15 protein-coding genes are annotated in these 17,514 nt (G+C 45.3%); all 15 read left to right on the top strand.

The genetic code is table 11. The annotated features are described in order from the left end of the window. The first annotated feature begins 126 nt into the window (after positions 1 to 126). Positions 127 to 1,425 (top strand): GntP family permease, encoded by a 1,299-nt coding sequence (locus PODO_RS28805; protein WP_038573777.1) that lies wholly within the window; start codon positions 127 to 129, stop codon positions 1,423 to 1,425. Between the two features lie 33 nt (positions 1,426 to 1,458). Continuing rightward, entirely contained in the window at positions 1,459 to 2,610 is a 1,152-nt protein-coding gene (locus PODO_RS28800) for a glycerate kinase family protein (protein WP_038573774.1), read from the top strand. 109 nt (positions 2,611 to 2,719) lie between these two features. Continuing rightward, positions 2,720 to 3,754 carry a CdaR family transcriptional regulator gene (locus PODO_RS28795; RefSeq protein ID WP_038573773.1) on the top strand — a complete coding sequence of 345 codons (1,035 nt, stop codon included), beginning with the start codon at positions 2,720 to 2,722 and terminating at the stop codon, positions 3,752 to 3,754. Between the two features lie 92 nt (positions 3,755 to 3,846). After that, a complete protein-coding gene (locus PODO_RS28790; RefSeq protein WP_244886406.1) occupies positions 3,847 to 5,202 on the top strand; it encodes an MFS transporter in 1,356 nt (451 codons plus the stop codon). Between the two features lie 79 nt (positions 5,203 to 5,281). Then, entirely contained in the window at positions 5,282 to 5,488 is a 207-nt protein-coding gene (locus tag PODO_RS28785) for a hypothetical protein (protein ID WP_232061479.1), read from the top strand. Positions 5,489 to 5,516: 28 nt separating this feature from the next. After that, complete coding sequence (locus tag PODO_RS28780) at positions 5,517 to 6,206, top strand: hypothetical protein (RefSeq protein WP_036682194.1); 690 nt, start codon at positions 5,517 to 5,519, stop codon at positions 6,204 to 6,206. After that, complete coding sequence (locus tag PODO_RS28775) at positions 6,203 to 7,405, top strand: glutathionylspermidine synthase family protein (protein WP_036682191.1); 1,203 nt, start codon at positions 6,203 to 6,205, stop codon at positions 7,403 to 7,405. The genes PODO_RS28780 and PODO_RS28775 overlap by 4 nt, the downstream gene beginning before the upstream one ends. Positions 7,406 to 7,474: 69 nt before the next feature. Then, on the top strand, positions 7,475 to 8,068 hold the full coding sequence (locus PODO_RS28770) for a hypothetical protein (protein WP_232061559.1): 594 nt from the start codon (positions 7,475 to 7,477) through the stop codon (positions 8,066 to 8,068). Further along, positions 8,065 to 8,457, top strand: coding sequence for a DUF350 domain-containing protein (locus PODO_RS28765; RefSeq protein ID WP_038573772.1), 393 nt, complete (start codon positions 8,065 to 8,067; stop codon positions 8,455 to 8,457). Before PODO_RS28770 ends, PODO_RS28765 begins: the two co-directional genes overlap by 4 nt. Before the next feature lie 117 nt (positions 8,458 to 8,574). Continuing rightward, the gene (locus PODO_RS28760; protein WP_339192539.1) at positions 8,575 to 9,558 is read left to right on the top strand and encodes a potassium channel family protein; all 984 of its coding nucleotides are present in this window, start codon (positions 8,575 to 8,577) and stop codon (positions 9,556 to 9,558) included. Between the two features lie 136 nt (positions 9,559 to 9,694). Then, positions 9,695 to 11,740, top strand: coding sequence for a catalase (locus PODO_RS28755; protein WP_038573771.1), 2,046 nt, complete (start codon positions 9,695 to 9,697; stop codon positions 11,738 to 11,740). Positions 11,741 to 11,909: 169 nt separating this feature from the next. Next, entirely contained in the window at positions 11,910 to 13,064 is a 1,155-nt protein-coding gene (locus tag PODO_RS28750; protein ID WP_235219466.1) for a glycosyl hydrolase family 8, read from the top strand. 31 nt (positions 13,065 to 13,095) lie between these two features. Beyond that, positions 13,096 to 14,649: a glycan biosynthesis hexose transferase WsfD gene (gene wsfD, locus PODO_RS28745; RefSeq protein WP_076099733.1), complete on the top strand. Its 1,554-nt coding sequence runs from the start codon at positions 13,096 to 13,098 to the stop codon at positions 14,647 to 14,649. Next, positions 14,646 to 16,196, top strand: a complete 1,551-nt coding sequence (locus PODO_RS28740) for a hypothetical protein (protein WP_038573770.1) — start codon at positions 14,646 to 14,648, stop codon at positions 16,194 to 16,196. The genes wsfD and PODO_RS28740 overlap by 4 nt, the downstream gene beginning before the upstream one ends. A gap of 28 nt (positions 16,197 to 16,224) precedes the next feature. Continuing rightward, entirely contained in the window at positions 16,225 to 17,475 is a 1,251-nt protein-coding gene (locus PODO_RS28735; protein ID WP_036682179.1) for a glycosyltransferase family 2 protein, read from the top strand. The last annotated feature ends 39 nt before the right edge of the window (positions 17,476 to 17,514 follow it).

The raw sequence follows: 17,514 nt of genomic DNA, 5'->3' as shown, positions 1-17,514 counted from the left end.
TGCACAAAAAAATAGGTTGTCCCGTCAATATTATTGGGTTTGTAAGCGCAGTATACTCAGTTTAGAAAGCGTTATCAAATTACACACTGTATAGTGTCAAATTCTTATACTAGGGGGCAACTAGAGATGGAAGGCACAGTAATTAACTGGATGGGCGCGATTGCGGGATTGATTCTGGCCGTCGTATTGATTTTCAAAAAGGTTAACCCGGTCTACGCACTCTTTTTAGGCGCGATTGCCGGAGGAATATTAGGCGGGGCATCCATTGCAGAGACAGTACAATATATCATCGACGGAACGAATAGCGTTATGGGTGCAGTTGTACGTGTACTCGCGGCAGGTGTGCTGGCGGGGGTATTGATTGAATCTGGGGCAGCCGAACGAATGGCCGAGACCATAGTAGATAAGCTTGGTGAAAAGAAAGCCTTATTATCTATAGCGCTAGCTACTATGATAATTACAGCAGTGGGCGTATTCATCACAGTCGCTATCATTATTGTCGCTCCAATCGCTTTGTCCGTAGGTAAGAAGATCGGCATTTCCAAAACCGCTTTGCTGCTCGCACTGGTCGGTGGCGGTAAAGCCGGTAACATTATTTCACCGAACCCGAACACCATTGCCGTAGCTAAAGGCTTTGATGTAGATTTGGCTCAGGTCATGATTCATGGATTCATCCCAGCCGTTGCGGGTCTGATTGTCACTGTTATTATTGCTAATCTGTTAGTCAACAAAGGTGTAAAAATTGCAGAGGGCGACGTTGTAACTAAAGAGGAAGACAGCACTAAGGTTAAACCTAGCTTTGGCCGTGCTATCGTCGCTCCAGTTGTCGCTATTTTGCTTCTAGCCATTAACCCAATCGGAAATATTCTAAATATCGAATTGCTGAAATCATTTAAAGTCGATTCTATGATCATCTTGCCTCTTGCCGGCATTATTGGATTGATTGCTATGAAACAAACGAAGAACATCATTTCTTTTACAACCTCAGGGTTAAATAAAATGACAGGTACAGCCATTATCCTGATTGGTGCTGGTGCTATCGCTGGTATTATCTCGAAATCGGATCTGAGCGCTACTGTTGTAGATGCAATAACGGCTATGGGGATTTCCGGAACGTTCCTTGCTCCAATTGCAGGGATCCTGATGGCGGCTGCTACAGCATCAACCTCTACGGCTTCTATCGTGGCTGCCGGATCATTTGGTCCCGCTATTCTTTCGATGGGCACAGCGCCGCTAAATGCAGCAATTATGGTGCACACCGGGGCTACAGTTATTGACCATCTGCCACATGGTAACTTCTTCCACGTGACCGCAGATTCCGTTAAGATGAACATTAAGGACCGGATGTCACTGATTCCTTATGAAAGTCTCGTGGGTCTGACGATGGCTATCGTCGCCACTATATTATACGGCTTCATCCTATAATTTATATTTGCAACTAGAAGGGACGGATATTCTATGAATAAAGACTTTGTCATCGTATTGGCACCGGATTCTTTCAAGGAAAGCATGACAGCCAAAGAAGCTTGTGAAGCCATGGAAAAAGGCATTCATAAAGTAAATTCTAATATTACTTGTATTCATGTACCCATGGCAGATGGCGGCGAAGGAACGATGCAGTCCTTGGTCGATGCAACGGAAGGTACAGTATATATAACAAAAGTTAAAGGGCCACTTGGCAATGAAGTTAGCGCATCCTACGGAATCACAGGAGACGGGCTGACAGGGGTGCTGGAAATGGCTAGTGCGAGTGGCATTCAGCTGGTATCCCCTGAGACACGTAACCCATTGATTACAACCACCTACGGGACAGGACAATTAATCAAAGCATGTCTGGATCGTGGGGTCAGCAAGCTGCTGATTGGCATCGGTGGCAGTGCCACCAATGACGGAGGCGCCGGGATGGTGCAGGCATTAGGCGGCAGGCTGCTGGATGCCGAAGGCAATGAGCTGTTATTTGGTGGTGGTGAGCTTGGCAGATTAGCCCGTGTTGATCTGAGTGGATTTGACCCTCGCCTGAAGGATGTACAGGTTGAAGTGGCCTGCGACGTTACGAATCCATTATGTGGTCCGACCGGAGCTTCCAATGTATTTGGTCCGCAAAAAGGGGCTACGTCGGATATGATCAAACAGCTGGACAGCAATCTGCATCATTATGCGAGTGTCATCAAAGAGCAACTGGGTTTCGATATTATAGATATGCCTGGTGCTGGTGCAGCGGGTGGACTTGGGGCAGGACTGGTAGTGTTCTTAAACGGAATATTAAAAAAGGGCATTGAGCTTGTGATCGACTATACTGGACTTGAAGAAAAGGTGCAGCAGGCGGACATGGTGTGGACCGGGGAAGGAAGCATCGATTTCCAGACCCAATATGGCAAGACCCCGCTTGGCGTTGCTGAGGTAGCTAAGAAATATAATAAACCCGTACTGGCCTTCGCGGGACGGATCGGCGATCAGACGGAAGTACTGTATGATAAAGGGATCGATGCTATTTTTGGCATTATGCCAGGCGCAGCTTCATTGGAGGATGCTTTGAATAAAGGGCAAGAGAACCTGGAAAGAACGGCTGAGAATGTAGCTAGGTTAGTCATGCTGAACCAAGGAAGCTGATTGAATTATACAAAGTGATAGAGGGGCTGACTGAACGGAGTCAGCCCCTTTTTTCTTTTTTAAGGTAGAAGCTTTCTGAGTAGAATATAAAGGAACAGGAGGTACAGACATGAAGATATCGAAAACACTCGCAGGACAAATAGCACAGGAAATGATGAGTGTAGTTCCTTATAACATTAATGTTATGGATGAGAGCGGCTTTATTGTAGGGAGCGGAGATCTGAAACGGGTCGGAACCTTACATGAGGGAGCGAGAATAGCCATTCAAAGTGGGCATGTCTTTGAAGTGTACGAAGATGGCAGCGGCATGAAGCCGGGGGTGAATGAACCCATTATTATAGATCATAAAGTTTTAGGTGTGGTAGGTATTACGGGACATCCAGATGAGGTGAGGCCGTTTAGTAAGCTGGTCAGAGTCACTACTATATTACTTATTGAGCAGGAAGCAAGGAACAAGCTGGAACAGGATGAGCGAGTAAAACGTGTGAAATTTTATCATGAATTATCTTATCGTAAAGAAGCATATGATCTTGAGTTTCTGGAACGGGCTGGCAGCTATGGGCTTGATCTTAAGAAAAAATGCTGGGCGATCCTTGTGGAAGGCGATGTGAACGGAAAAGAATTCAAAAATGTATTTAGGTCTTATCCACATTACTGGAATTTGGAGAATGATAAGGCGGTTTTTTTCATAACGGATGTTTTTCTTTATAAAGAGCTTATAGGAAAACTAAATTCATGTACGAATGTGGGGCGAATAGGTTCTGGCGAAGCAGCGGAGTTAGCTGCTTATTCACTTGAACAGGCCCAGGCGGCGATTAGTGTTGGCAGCAGAGTCGACCCGCTCAAGAAACTGTACACTTATGAGGAACTAAAATTCTTGATTCATCTCTCTTATGACGGTGCTGAACGGCCCGGAACGATTTATGCTCTGCTGGATCAGTCGGGCGATAAGACAGGCCTGATTGAAACGCTGCAAGTATTTATTGCTGAGAATGGGGACCATAATCGTACTGTACAGAAGCTGAATATTCACCGAAATACACTGAACTACCGGCTTAATCGCATTCATACATTGACGGGCAAAAATCCACGCAACTACATGGAGTTGTTTGAATTGTTGTGCGGATTGATGTGGCGGAAGTAATCTAAATCCCCCTATTCCAATTGCCATCCTGATTTTATAGGCATAAACTTAGATAAGCTTGTATAGATAAATTAGGACAGGGATGGATAGGAATGAATGAGAAAGTAGTAATGAATGATAAAGTAGTCATGCCATTATGGACCATGTGCCTTTTTATCGTAGTGATGAACACAACGATGTTTAATGTATCACTTCCAACCATTATTCAGGATCTCCAAATTTCTGCTGATCTAGGTTCATGGGTAATTTCGAGCTATTCGATTGGATATGCTTTATCGACGGTTATTTATAGCCGCTTATCAGACGTGGTGCCGATTCGGAGACTTTTGACCGTTGGCTTAATTACTCTTGGGTTAGCCTCAGTGTTTGGATTATTTGCGCATGACTTTAATACATTATTGATAACGAGAATAGTACAATCTGCCGGCGCGGGTGCGATGGCTGGATTGGGTCTCGTACTGGCCAGCCGTTATGTGCCTATTGAAAGACGTGGTGCGGCTATCGCCATGATCTCCGCAGGGAGTGCAATGGCCTTTGGGTTGGGCCCGATTTTCGGTGGCGTCATCAGTCAGTATTTTGGCTGGAACGGGTTATTCGGAATTACTTGCCTTGTGCTTGTTGTATTACCAGTGCTGCTGCGGTTATTACCTAAGGAACAGCCGCAGCCTGCAAGCTTTGATGTTATTGGGGCGGCGTTGACCGTTGTAAATGCGGCAAGTCTGCTGGTAGCCGTAACTACCCAATCTCTGGTATGGTTAGCAGTGGGCATAGTATCTATTATCGTGCACGCTTGGTATTTGAAGAAGGCGAAGGAATCCTTTATTAACCCGCAGCTGCTAAAAATGCCGGGATACTTGAAGCTAGTTACCATAGGCTTTTGTATTCTGGTGCTGAACTTGGGGAATTTGTTCCTGATGCCGCTTGTGCTCGCTAATCTATTTGGTAAATCGGCGTTGATGATTGGTTTGTTTATCGCACCTGGTGCGTTATTATCCGCATTTCTTACCCGTTTTGTTGGACGTTTTATTGACCGGTATGGCAACTTGCGCTTCTTAATCATAGGACATTGTATCCTTGCCGCTGTTATGGCTGCATTTGCGCTGAACCTTTCTGTATCTCCTGTAGTTCTTCTGCTTGGTTATCTTTGCTTCTCTCCTGCCTTCTCGGCGACAATGGCATCCTTAAATAATGAAGCTTCTCGGGTTCTTCCGCGAACTTGGATTGGTTCAGGTATGGGGCTTTTACAACTGATTCAGTTCTTTGGAGGTTCTGTATCTGTTGCGGTCTGTGGGCTGTTGCTGCATGCTCAGCGTGATCTTGCGCCGGCAAAAGCATATGAGCATGTATACGGACTGTTGCTTCTTGTCAGCTTGTGTTCGTTAGGAGTTCTCCTTTTATACAGACGTTCTTATTCCAAAAGTAATACTGGGCAATCTATACAAGCTTAGAACTGAAACGAAAAGGTGATAAAAACGTATCAGATGCTATAGCAGATATAAGGAAGGAATGGTAATAATGGATAACGGGATGAGTGTAGTTTTAATCGAAAAAATGCCAGAGGGTGATCTGCGAGTAATTGAAGAGCGTACGTGGAGCATGAATATGATAACTGCACTTGAACATGTCAATTATATAGTGGTGGGCAGTAAGGAATATGAAGCGGTTGAAGGACGGCTGAATGTGGATGAGGGCAAGCTGGAGCTTTTGCTTGTTCCGATGCACACTGAGGGATAGAAGATCATCAGGGAAGGAGAACCTTACGATGGCTAAAGAAGAAAGGGATAAGGAATTGCCTGCATCAAAATTATTTACCGCCGATGGCAAACCCATCCGTGTATTATCAACATCGCTAGGCATAGCCTTATTAGCGAATGCTATGTTTATTCCTGGCGGAGCGGGGGCTAGCGCGAATACTTCTGCGGGCGAACCACAGCTAGTCTCTTGGTCTAATGAAGAGGTTAAAGCTTATTTTGATAAAAATGTGGATTGGAATATTCCCTATCCCGAAGAAGGTACGAAAGAGGTAGAGGAGCAAGGCCAAGGCGTAGTAACTTCAAACGGGACAACTGTAGTGAATAACTATGGCGGTTATCATTCAGGTTTTGGCTGGACGGATTTGCTTCTGTATCATATGTTGTTTAACAGCGGTGCCAATTACTCTTCCAGAGGATGGGCTAAGGACCGTCCTACCTATTATGGAGGCACGAGAACCACTTATAAACCACCTACTTATAGCAGCGAAAAGTTTCAGAATAAAAAGGTGCCCGGTTCTGTAGTGAAACCTAAAACCTCAACCTCATCCACGGGTTCCATCACGAGAAGGGGTTCCTCTTCGAAGACCGGAATCGGGGGCACTTCCAGTGGCTTAAACTCTTCGAAGAACTCTAAATCAAGCTCAGGCTCGAAATCTTCATCGAGATCAGGTTCAAGCAAGAGTGGTTTCGGCGGATGAGTGATCAGCAGAGCGTGTTTGAGATCCTGGATTTGTCTGATCTTGAGCGGGGCCCACGGGTACAAGCGCTGTATGAGCTTGGGTTCACTTGGGCAGATCTAGAGGAAGAAGAGTATTGGATGGATGCAATAGCTGTGATGCGCAGCGACATTTACAAGGAGCTTGAGGAAGCCTCCGCAAAGCTTTGGGCTATCCTCGATAAGGCGGTTCGGTATATACATCTAAAACGCGATTTGTATGAGCTACTGGGCATTCCCCCTGTTCTTTGGGAGATGCTTGATGGGTCTCCTATTCCGGAAGAAGGCTTAATCAGCCGGTATGCAAGGTTTGATTTTGCGATAGCTCATGATGGAACCATCAAGCTTCTGGAACTGAATGCCGATACACCTACAGGTTATGTGGAGGCTTCCATAGCAACACCTTGGATCTGTGAACAGGCGGGTGTGGCTAGTCCAAATCATGCGATGAAGGAACAACTTGCCGCAGCATGGCAGATAGAACGTCCAGATACCGCAGCTTGTGTTGCTTATGGTTCCCATCTTGAAGATTCAGGTACGATTGAAGCCTTGGTCAGACATAGCGGACTTACTATTCAGTGTGTGGATTGCCTCGACCTGTGGGTCGATGAGGGCATTCTGAAGGATGGGGAGGACCGGGTGATACAGCGGATGTTTGCTCTATATCCTAAAGAGTGGATGGCCGTCGATGAAGGTGGAGATGCACTTGCCTATGCCGTTGAGCAGGGAAATCTTCAGCTTTTTAATGGACCTCACAGTATCCTGTTGCAGTCTAAGGGATTGATTGCAGCTGTGTGGGGAATGTATGAGCTTGGCTTATTATTTGACAATGAAGAGCGTGAGGCGATCTCACGTTATATTTTGCCGACTTATAATAAGCCTGTGTTCTCTGGCAGCTTTGTGTCCAAATCTGTATTTGGCCGCGAAGGCGGTTCTGTACGTCTCTTTGACGATAGTGGAACTCTGGAAATTGAGGACGAAGAGGGTTATGATAGCAGTCAGCTTTTTCCCTCTGTATATCAAAAAAGAGCTGAACTAGCCCGAATACACACCGCCGAAGGTGAATTCCACCTACTGACAGGCATGTTCGTCATTAATGGGAAACCGTGTGGGCTGCTCGGCCGGGCTGGCGGACTGATTACGGGCAATGCCAGTCATTTTATCGCGTTGGGAGTGAGATAGTTGGATAAAAGTAAGGCTATAAACAAGTCGTCTACTAGATTAGTAAAGGCCCGGATCGGCGCTTTATGTATGATGCTTCTAACGGTGCTGCTGCTTAGTGCATGTTCCAGTAATCAGGGGAGTGTGTTTGATTCAGGCACTGCCGAAACTTCTGACAGTGTTGCACGGGTACCTTGGGATTACCGGGTTGTGGAGAGTACTGTAGGCGATCTAATTGGCAGCGATATGACGGTGTTGCCGGATAATGAGCTGCTGCCGAATGATGAGAATTATGCTACTGGCGATAAAATATGGACATTGCAGTTCATGGACGCTGAGCTGATCACAGATGCTGACCAACGCAATGAAGTCCGCCTATCTTCCTGGACGACCATTAAATCGTATCCCGATGAAAAAACAGCAGTAGAGGACCTTACCAACCTTAAGGTATCGGTAACTACGGATGTTGATCTTGTAGGAGTATACAAGACAAAATATAATGAGAAGACAAGAAACTTTGCCGTCCTTGAGCTGCCTTCCGGCAACCGGATCAAGCAGCCGATAGACGATGAGCGTTATGCAGCATTAGAGAAAGAAAAGACCGCTTCCGTAGTCCTTGAGGAAGTACATGATTTCGCCGATTATGACTCGGCATATGCGAAATTTCGGGGGTGGGCAAAGTGACGATTGTTGTTAATTTGATAGTCAGTATATTTGTGATTATTCTTCTGCAATTGTTGGGTATGGTTATCTTTGGCTTGATGACCCCGTTCAAGGATATGGAAGAGCTGAAAAAAGGGAATGTGGCTGTAGCTCTAGCGCTTGGCGGCAAATTTCTCGCCACAGCAATTATCATTGGAGTAGCGGCGTATACGAATACCTCTATTCTGCATATGATCATTTGGTTTGCTGTCGGTTATGTGTGCCTCATCGCTGCTTACTGGATTTTTGAATTGGCGACCCCAAGCTTTAAAATTTCAGAACATCTGGAAAAAGGCAATGTGGCAGTAGGCACTATGCTCTGCTTGGTGTTTATCGGCACAGCGTTTGCAGTCAGCAGTTTGATTGTTTAGTTCAAAAATCGCAGATGGACATGGATAAGGCTGCCCTCAGTAATAACCTCGAGAGGCAGCTTTATTAATGTGAGGAAGGGATGGCAGATGCATTTTTTTCTGAGAATATCCACCAGGATGATGCGTTTACGCAAACGGTCGATCGGTTTGATTATTTTGATCTTTATAATTCTTAGCGCATCGATAGCTTACCTGCTTGAACCGAGTACATTCCACAACTGGTTTAATGCCTTCTATTGGGTCATGACAACGATGGCCACCGTTGGGTATGGGGATTATTTTACAGAGACTGTAGTGGGTAAGCTATTCACCATGTTTCTGTATATTTTTGGGATTGGTCTTCTCAGCTTGGTTATTGGCAAGGTCATTGACTCTATTGCAGAAGTGCAGAGAAGGAGAGGAGCAGGAACATTGAGCTTCCGGGGAAAGGATCATGTGATATTAATCAATTGGAGTAAGAAAGCGCAAGCTGCGGTAGATGAGGTGTTATGCTATTCACCTAAATGTCATATCGTCATCATTGATGAGATAGGACGGCATCCGCTGGAGCATATGGAACAGGTCCACTTTGTAAGCGGTGATGCTTCCAGCGATGAGATTCTCCTTAAAGCTAACATACACGAAGCCCGGGCAGCCATTGTGTTCGGAGACACACGGATTGATGAAGCATCGCTAATTGACGGGAAGTCTCTGCTTATCGCCTCCAGCATTGAGCGCATAGCGCCACAAGTACATACTACCGTAGAAATTATGCAGGAGAAGAATATACAGAATTTCAGGCATGTTCAGGTCAATGAATTCGTTCTGTCGCATGATGCCATTTCTAGATTGGCTGTCCGATCCGCTCTACAAGAGGGGAATTCAGAGGTGATTACGCAGCTGCTGAGCCGCCAGTATGGGGATGATATTTATGAGATTCCAGTGAATAGTGCATGGAAGACCTATGGGCAGGCGTTTCAGGAATTGCTCCTTCAAGGTGCAACTTTACTCTCGGATCGCAGTGACCTTAGCATCAATCGCAAGCTGGGCCAGCCTATTCCTAAAGAGGCTAGATTATATATTGTTTCGGATGAAGAGACGTACCGGAGAATTAAAGGTTAGGTCAGAGATAAGCGAGTAAGCGGATTTTCGGGAGAAGGGCTTCTCGGAATTCCGCTTCTTTTTGTTTGCCGTTCCTTCCTTAAGGGTAAGAGATGAATATTATCGTTACTCTACCTTTCGGAAGGAGCCATTGTTAATGAGTGAACAGCAAAAAGTGAACGGAAATAGCAAAAATGAGCAATTGGAACAGTTTCGCAGTAAGGACGAAGGTCACGCTTTAACAACCAATCAGGGATTGAAAGTGTCCGAGGATGAGTTCTCCCTAAAAGCCGGTGACCGGGGGCCAACCTTGCTGGAGGATTTTCATTTTCGGGAAAAAATGACCCATTTCGATCACGAGCGGATTCCTGAGCGGATCGTGCATGCACGCGGATTTGCCGCCCACGGGGAGTTTGAAGTATATAAATCGTTGAAAGAATATACGAAGGCGAAATTCCTTCAAGATCCGTCCGTAAAGACCCCGGTGTTTGTCCGGTTCTCAACGGTAGCAGGATCACGGGGTTCAGCCGAAACTGTGCGGGATGCCCGGGGCTTCTCGACCAAATTTTATACCGAAGAAGGCAATTATGATTTGGTAGGCAATAATATGCCGGTCTTTTTTATACAGGATGCGATTAAGTTCCCTGATCTAGTGCATGCGCTTAAGCCGGAGCCACATAATGAAATGCCTCAGGCGGCATCAGCCCATGATACCTTCTGGGATTTCATCGCCAATAACCAGGAATCGGCCCATATGGCGATGTGGCTGATGTCTGACCGCGCCATTCCGCGAAGCTTCCGGATGATGGAAGGGTTTGGGGTTCATACCTTCCGTCTGATCAATGAGCAGGGGAAAGCACATTTTGTTAAATTCCATTGGAAACCAGTGCTTGGTGTACACTCTTTGGTGTGGGACGAAGCACAGAAAATATCAGGAGCGGACCCTGACTTTCACCGACGTGATTTATGGGAATCGATTGAAGCCGGCAACTTTCCGGAATACGAGCTGGGCATTCAGCTTCTTAGTGAAGAAGATGAATTCAAGTTTGATTTCGACGTGTTGGACCCTACAAAGCTATGGCCAGAGGAAGACGTGCCCGTGCAGATCGTTGGGAAAATGACCTTGAACCGCAACGTGGATAATGTTTTTGCCGAAACGGAGCAGGTGGCTTTCCACCCTGGACATGTAGTGCCAGGTATTGATTTCACCAATGACCCGCTACTTCAGGGCAGATTGTTCTCTTATACGGATACCCAGCTGATTCGGCTTGGGGGTCCTAACTTTCATGAATTGCCGATTAATAGACCGGTGTGTCCTTTCCACAACAACCAGCGTGACGGATATGGGCGGCAGACGATTAATCAGGGCACTGTGAGTTATCATAATAATTCTCTGGCCCAAAATACGCCGAGACCTGTCCCAGAGGCTGAAGGCGGTTATGTGCATTATCAAGAAAAGGTTGAGGGCCGTAAGGTACGGAGCCGGAGTAAAAGCTTTGAGGATCATTTTTCACAAGCCAAGTTATTCTGGAATAGTATGAGCCCTCCGGAACAATTGCATATTATCGAAGCTTATTCTTTTGAGCTTGGAAAGGTTAAGAGTAAGTCGGTCCGACAGCAGGTCGTAAATATGCTTGCTAACATTACCTCCGAGCTTGCTGTACCTGTGGCAGAAGCCATTGGAGTAGCGGCTCCAGAAGTTGGCGGTTCTGAGGTCACTCAAGCTTCCCCAGCCTTAAGTCAAGCTAATACGAAAAAACATCCCAACACGCGTAAAGTAGGCGTGATTATCGGGGATGGTTTTGATGAAGCTGCGGTAATGCCTGTATTGGACACGCTTATGGGAGCTGGGATTCAACCGGAGCTAATCAGTGATAAGCTTGGATTTATTAAAGGCTCAAACGGCACAGAGCTTGAAGTCATCCACACCTTATCCACTACAGATTCGGTGCTCTTCGATGCGATTTATGCGGTTGGTGGAAATGCAGAGCGCAAGAAATTCCATAAAGATGCAGCGCTATTCCTCAACCAAGCATATGCACATTTTAAACCCATCGCGATGACCACAACACTTGCTGAGCTGCTTGCAACAGATGAACACAGAAGCAGTCCGGGCGTCGTAATAGGCGATGGTGGGGAAGTTTTTGCGGCTAGCTTCGTTGCGGCCATTTCTGCCCATCGTTTTTGGGAACGTATGGAATAAAGTAAATAGATGATAGAAAAAGAGGGGTCTGCTCGTCAGAAGGCGTGTGGATGCCTCTTTTTTTCATCTAATAGTTTCATAAATTTAACATTTGGATTAAGTATGTGATGTATATTACCGTTATAGATAATACTAGGCAATATAAGCAGATGCTTAGGGAGGTGATTTTTTGAGGAAAGAGATAGCTGTTGCTGTAGTGGTACTTATAGGTTTTACAGCATTAACAGCATGCGAGCAAACAGCAACGCCGGCATCAACACCCTCGCCCTCCGCGAATGTTCATACAACAGAGCCACCGAATCCTACGGGTTCGGCTAATAATGATGTGGGGGACCATTCACAGGAATTGGATGCTTTAGAGCAATTTATTGTTACGAAGCTTACCGGCTCGTCCGGTGTTTATACGAATTTAATTGAAACAGAGCAATCCGGGGAAGCGGCAAGCGGCCATGAGATTCTAAGTGAGTCTGCCTCTCTGAGGATGCTGGCAGCCGTACGGAGTGGTGAGAAAGAGCGATTTGCAGAAGAATGGGCGCTGGCTAAGCAAACCTTTGATATGAAGGGCGGTTTTAGCTACCGATATAGCCCTAAACAGCAGAAATTATATCCTGTGAATGCTGCCGTTGATGACTTACGTATCATTCGTGCGCTTTATGAAGCGGGGGATACGTTTAGGGATAAACACTATACAGAGGAAGCGGATAAGTATGGTGAAAGATTTTATAACTATAATGTAAAAAATGGATATATGTATGACTTCTATGATGAAAATTACAAAAAAACCAACACATTCGTTACTTTATGTTATATTGATTTAGGTACAATGCGAAAATTGTCGGTTTCTGGAGAATCTCGTGAATTTTTGTTGAATAATATGAGCGTTATACTGAAAGATGGATATTTATCAGATGAGTTTCCCTTCTATGAAACAAGGTTTAATTATGAGAGTGGAACCTATACTTCGGAGAATATCAATACAGTAGAATCGCTACTGTCTATTCTGGCTTTGGCAGAGGTAGACCAGCAGAAATCCTCCAGCATTGATTATATCAAGCAGCAGGTCGAAGCTGGCACATTATATGGACAATATTCGCGTGAGGGAAAGCCGCTTAACGATATTCGCTCAACAGCCATTTACGCTATTACGGCTATGATTGGTGCCGAGATCGGAGACGATGCACTCTATCGCAAAAGCATTGAAAGAATGAACGAGTTCAGAATAACCGATGCCGGCAGCTCACTGTATGGAGGCTTCGGCGATGTAGCTAGTGGCCAAGCCTATTCCTTTGATAATCTGATGGCATCATTGGCCTATGTCTATTAATTTAAACCTATAGTAACGAAGGTGAATCTGCATGATAAACAACACGGTGAAATCACCTCTGAGGCAGGGGATGACACTCGCTAACCTACCGTTGCCATTGTCCCCGGCTTTTATCACTGCTGTTGGAGTGTTGCTTATAACCATCATAGCCTTATTTACCGCCCCGTATGTCGGAATGGCGGATAATGGTGATTTTTTTCGCAGCATCTATAGTAACGGAATTTATTTCAATCTGCCGGATTATGACGAGCAATACTTTGGTTATTTTGTAAAGCAATATGGAATCTTTCAATATTTTAATGAGAATGGCGCGACATTATTTTCTTCGCAGTCCCTATTTATCAAGCTGGCCATTGGACTTAATAAGCTGTTTTTTAGCAGCGAGGTTTTCGATATCCGGTTTCAAGCAGTCATTTATACGATTTTATATGTTGCGGCGATCTACTTATTAATAGAGGCTGTTACATGGGGGATGACCCGCAAGCAGGGATGGGTCACTGCAGGTATTGCTATTTTTATATTTGGAGATACCGGGTATACCGCTTATTTCAACTCCTTTTACGGCGAGAGCGTCGTGATGATCACGATGATTACTATGTTCGCAGCTTGGTTGTTGTTATATCAAAAAAGATACAATGACTATGTGCTGCTGGCCCTATTCTTGATCAGTACGATCATCCTGACTACTTCCAAGCAGCAAAATGCGCCAGTGGGTATAATCATTGCGGTTCTGGGGTGTTCGCTCCTTTGGATTCGCAGGGATAAAATATTTCGCATTCTGACAATGGTTTCCCTTGCTTTGATCCTGTTCGCGGGTGTGTTCACCTATTTGAATATCTCGGATGAGTTCGTGAATATTAACCAGTTCCATGCCATGACCCGCGGGGTGCTGAAGGATTCCTCCGATCCGGAGAAGGCACTGAAGTCATTCGATATTAATGAACAATATGCCATCTTGAAGAATAGCATTTACTACGAGAAATACGGAACTATTGATGTGAATTCACCAATCCTCCAAGAGAACTTTTACAGTCGTTACGGATTTGTTTCGATCCTTAAATACTATATATCGAATCCGGATCAGCTTAACTCGATTCTTAATGTAGCTGCTCAAAGTGCATTCTCGATCAAACCAGCGGCGATGGGCAATTACGAGCAATCCGTTGGGAAGGAATTTCGAGCACAGAGTCACTTTTTTACTGGATACAGTCAGCTGAAAAAAGCTTTAGCACCACGAACGATAGGTTTTATCTTCCTTTGGACAGTGCTTGTCATCGGTCTGTATATGCCTTCCTTCGTAACAGCCATTAAGGCACGTAATTTTAGAGGATTGCAGCGGATGGTATTGATTGTCGCTACGATAGGCATTGGTCTTTCAGGCATTTTTGTATCGATTATCGGTGCTGGTGATGCCGACATTTCCAAGCATGAATTCTTGTTCACTTTATCTTTTGATTTGGTGACCTTTCTGACAGTATCTAGTGTGATCGGACGCAGATTCTCCAAAAATCGTAAAAAGCCGGTTAACGAGAGCCCCACCACGTCTAGTCCATTTACAAAGCCTCAAAAGGATGTGAGTGTTTGAAGCGCAGAGGGATCTTATACTGTATATTGCTGCTGACGCTGAGCTTAACCATCCTATTGCTTCCCGCCACTCCTGTTCAATCTGCTGCATCGCCACAACAAGTCTTACTGCTCTATGACAGCCTTGCCAAGGGGACCGCTAAGGATGGAAATGTGACTGAACTTCAACGTCTGCTGGCAGCTTACTCGACAAAGGTTACACTTCGAAGCCTAGATCAATACGAGCAGGGGATGCTGAAAAATTACTCCAGAGTGATCATGGTCCGTAACGAAGCGGATATTTCGATCACGAATAAATCCTATATAGAGGATTGGGAGCATTATCAGGGGCAGTATTTGCATATTGGGTACAACCCACCCGCTAGTCTAATGAAGGCGTTACAGCTAACCACTGATGTGATCTATGACGGGAGTGCTGAGCTCGAAATTGGACAGTTCTCCGGAATTCAAGCTAAGGTGCAGGATATGCCTTATATTGCAGCGAGTCAGGCGGTCAAATCCTTTGGGAAACTCTCTTTTGCGGAGGAGGGTCTGCAAGCACCGTACGCTGTGAGTAAGGGGAATGATACATATGCCCCATATTTTGAACAAGGGAATGTCAGTACGCTGGGGATGGCGCATGTTCTGAAGGATTGGCTCCATATCACTGCTGCTCCTAAAATGTACCTTGCGATCAAAGAAATCTATCCTTTCTCCGATCTGCGACTGCTGGCAGAAACGGGTGAGCGGCTGTATCAACTGGGGATTCCGTTTCTTGCAAGTGTGCGGCCTGTGTTCAGCAATACCGATTATCCGGCCATGCAGCGTTATTTAGTGGCCATGAAAAGTGTGCAATCCAGCAATGGAAGCATTCTGGTCAATGCCCCAGTGGTGATGCCAACGATAAGCTCCATTGACCATACGCTTAAAGGAAAGATGAATGATTTCATCAATCTGTTGGCCGAAAATGGGCTTGGGCCGCTTGGAGTCGGGGCGGAAATGCATTGGTCGTATGACAAAGAGTATTCAGAAGCGGGGATGAGCTTTTTTGATTCCGTGGTGTTATATCCGGATGAACAGATTGATTATATGGAGCAGAACGACACCTCTAAATCCTTTCCATCCTCTTTATATAGCGTTCCGTTGGAATTTCTTCAGGCTTTGCCTACATCCAATAAAGTGATACCGCAATTGCCGATGGATACTGTAATCACCGTCGACATGCCCGAGGATGAGCGTCAGCTTGAAGAAATGCTGCAAAGTCTGGAACGGAATTGGGTTTCTTTTGCCGATTATAAGCAAGAAGAGCACCAGGTCGTTACTGATCAGAACACAATCTCCTCACTAGATGGAATGATTTCTATTAATGGACAACCTCTAAGCCTGGACTATACACCGGAAACAGTAGATAGCGATTATCGCTACACAGAGGAGCAGCAAAAGAGCTTCACCCGACTTTTTAATATTCAGAATCAATTTTTTATTGTTGTGATCATGATTTCTCTGCTGCTGTTTGGCGGATTGTTGATGATCGGATACCGGTTATATCGCAGAAAGTTTTTGAAATGAGACAACTAATCGTGATTTGGAGGACCCTATGACGATTTCAGACGTGCTGATGGTGATTGCGGTGATCTGTATTTGGTCTCTGCTGCTGGTGAATGTGACCCTCATTATCGCGGGCTATCTATATTACATTAAATCCGAAAATGAGGACATACCAGAGATAGAGGGTGAATATCCTTTTGTTTCAATTATGGTTCCCGCTCACAATGAGGGGGTAGTGATTTGTAAGACGGTTGAATCTCTGCTGGCGCTGGATTATCCGCAAGATCGGTATGAGATTATTGTGATTAATGATAATTCCTCTGATAACAGTGCTGAGCTGCTTGCGGGCATACAATCCCGAAATCCGGGGCGTCAGCTGGTAGTCATTAATACGGATGCAGTTACAGGAGGCAAAGGCAAATCCAATGCCTTGAATATAGGCTTTACCAGCTGTAAAGGGGAGCTAATCGCCATTTATGATGCCGACAATACTCCGGAGAAAACAGCTTTGCGTTATCTGGTTGCTGAGATCATGCATGATTCCAGCCTCGGTGCGGTGATTGGGAAGTTCCGGACCCGTAATCGTGATGCAAGTTTACTGACCCGGTTCATTAATATTGAGACCTTATCCTTTCAATGGATGGCTCAAGCGGGGCGCTGGAAGCTGTTCAAGCTTTGCACTATTCCGGGAACAAATTTCATTATGCGCAGGTCTATTGTGGAAAGCATAGGTGGCTGGGATGTCAAAGCGATAGCCGAGGATACAGAAATCAGCTTCCGGATTTATATGATGGGTTACCAAATCAAGTTCCAGCCCAAATCCGTCACGTGGGAGCAGGAACCACAGACCCTGAAGGTCTGGTTCAAGCAGCGAACCCGCTGGGCGAAGGGCAATATTTATGTCATTGTCAAAAATATCCCGCTGCTGTTCAATAAATCGGCCGCAAAGGTGCGGTTCGATATTCTTTATTTTCTATCCATTTACTTCTTGTTGCTGCTGTCGTTAATCACCTCGGATGTGCTGCTGATCCTGCATGCTTTGGGTTATGTGCATACTACTATTGCAGGTCTTAGTAATTTCTTATGGCTGCTCGCTATTATTTTATTCGTTGTGGGGACCTTCATTACGCTAACAACAGAAAAGGGCGAGATGAGCTTGTCCAATCTAGGGATTGTAATGTTGATGTATGTGTCTTATTGCCAGCTGTGGATGGTTGTCGCGGCTAACGGATTATATCTATACCTGAAAGACCTCATCTTCAAAAGAGAAGCCAAATGGTATAAGACGGAGCGCTACTAACGAGGCACCAAAAAGTCATATGAGAAAAATGTAATCACA

It is taken from the genome of Paenibacillus odorifer (genome assembly GCF_000758725.1).
GTDB lineage: Bacteria > Bacillota > Bacilli > Paenibacillales > Paenibacillaceae > Paenibacillus_AQ > Paenibacillus_AQ odorifer.
This window is presented reverse-complemented; position numbering and strand designations above follow the sequence as displayed.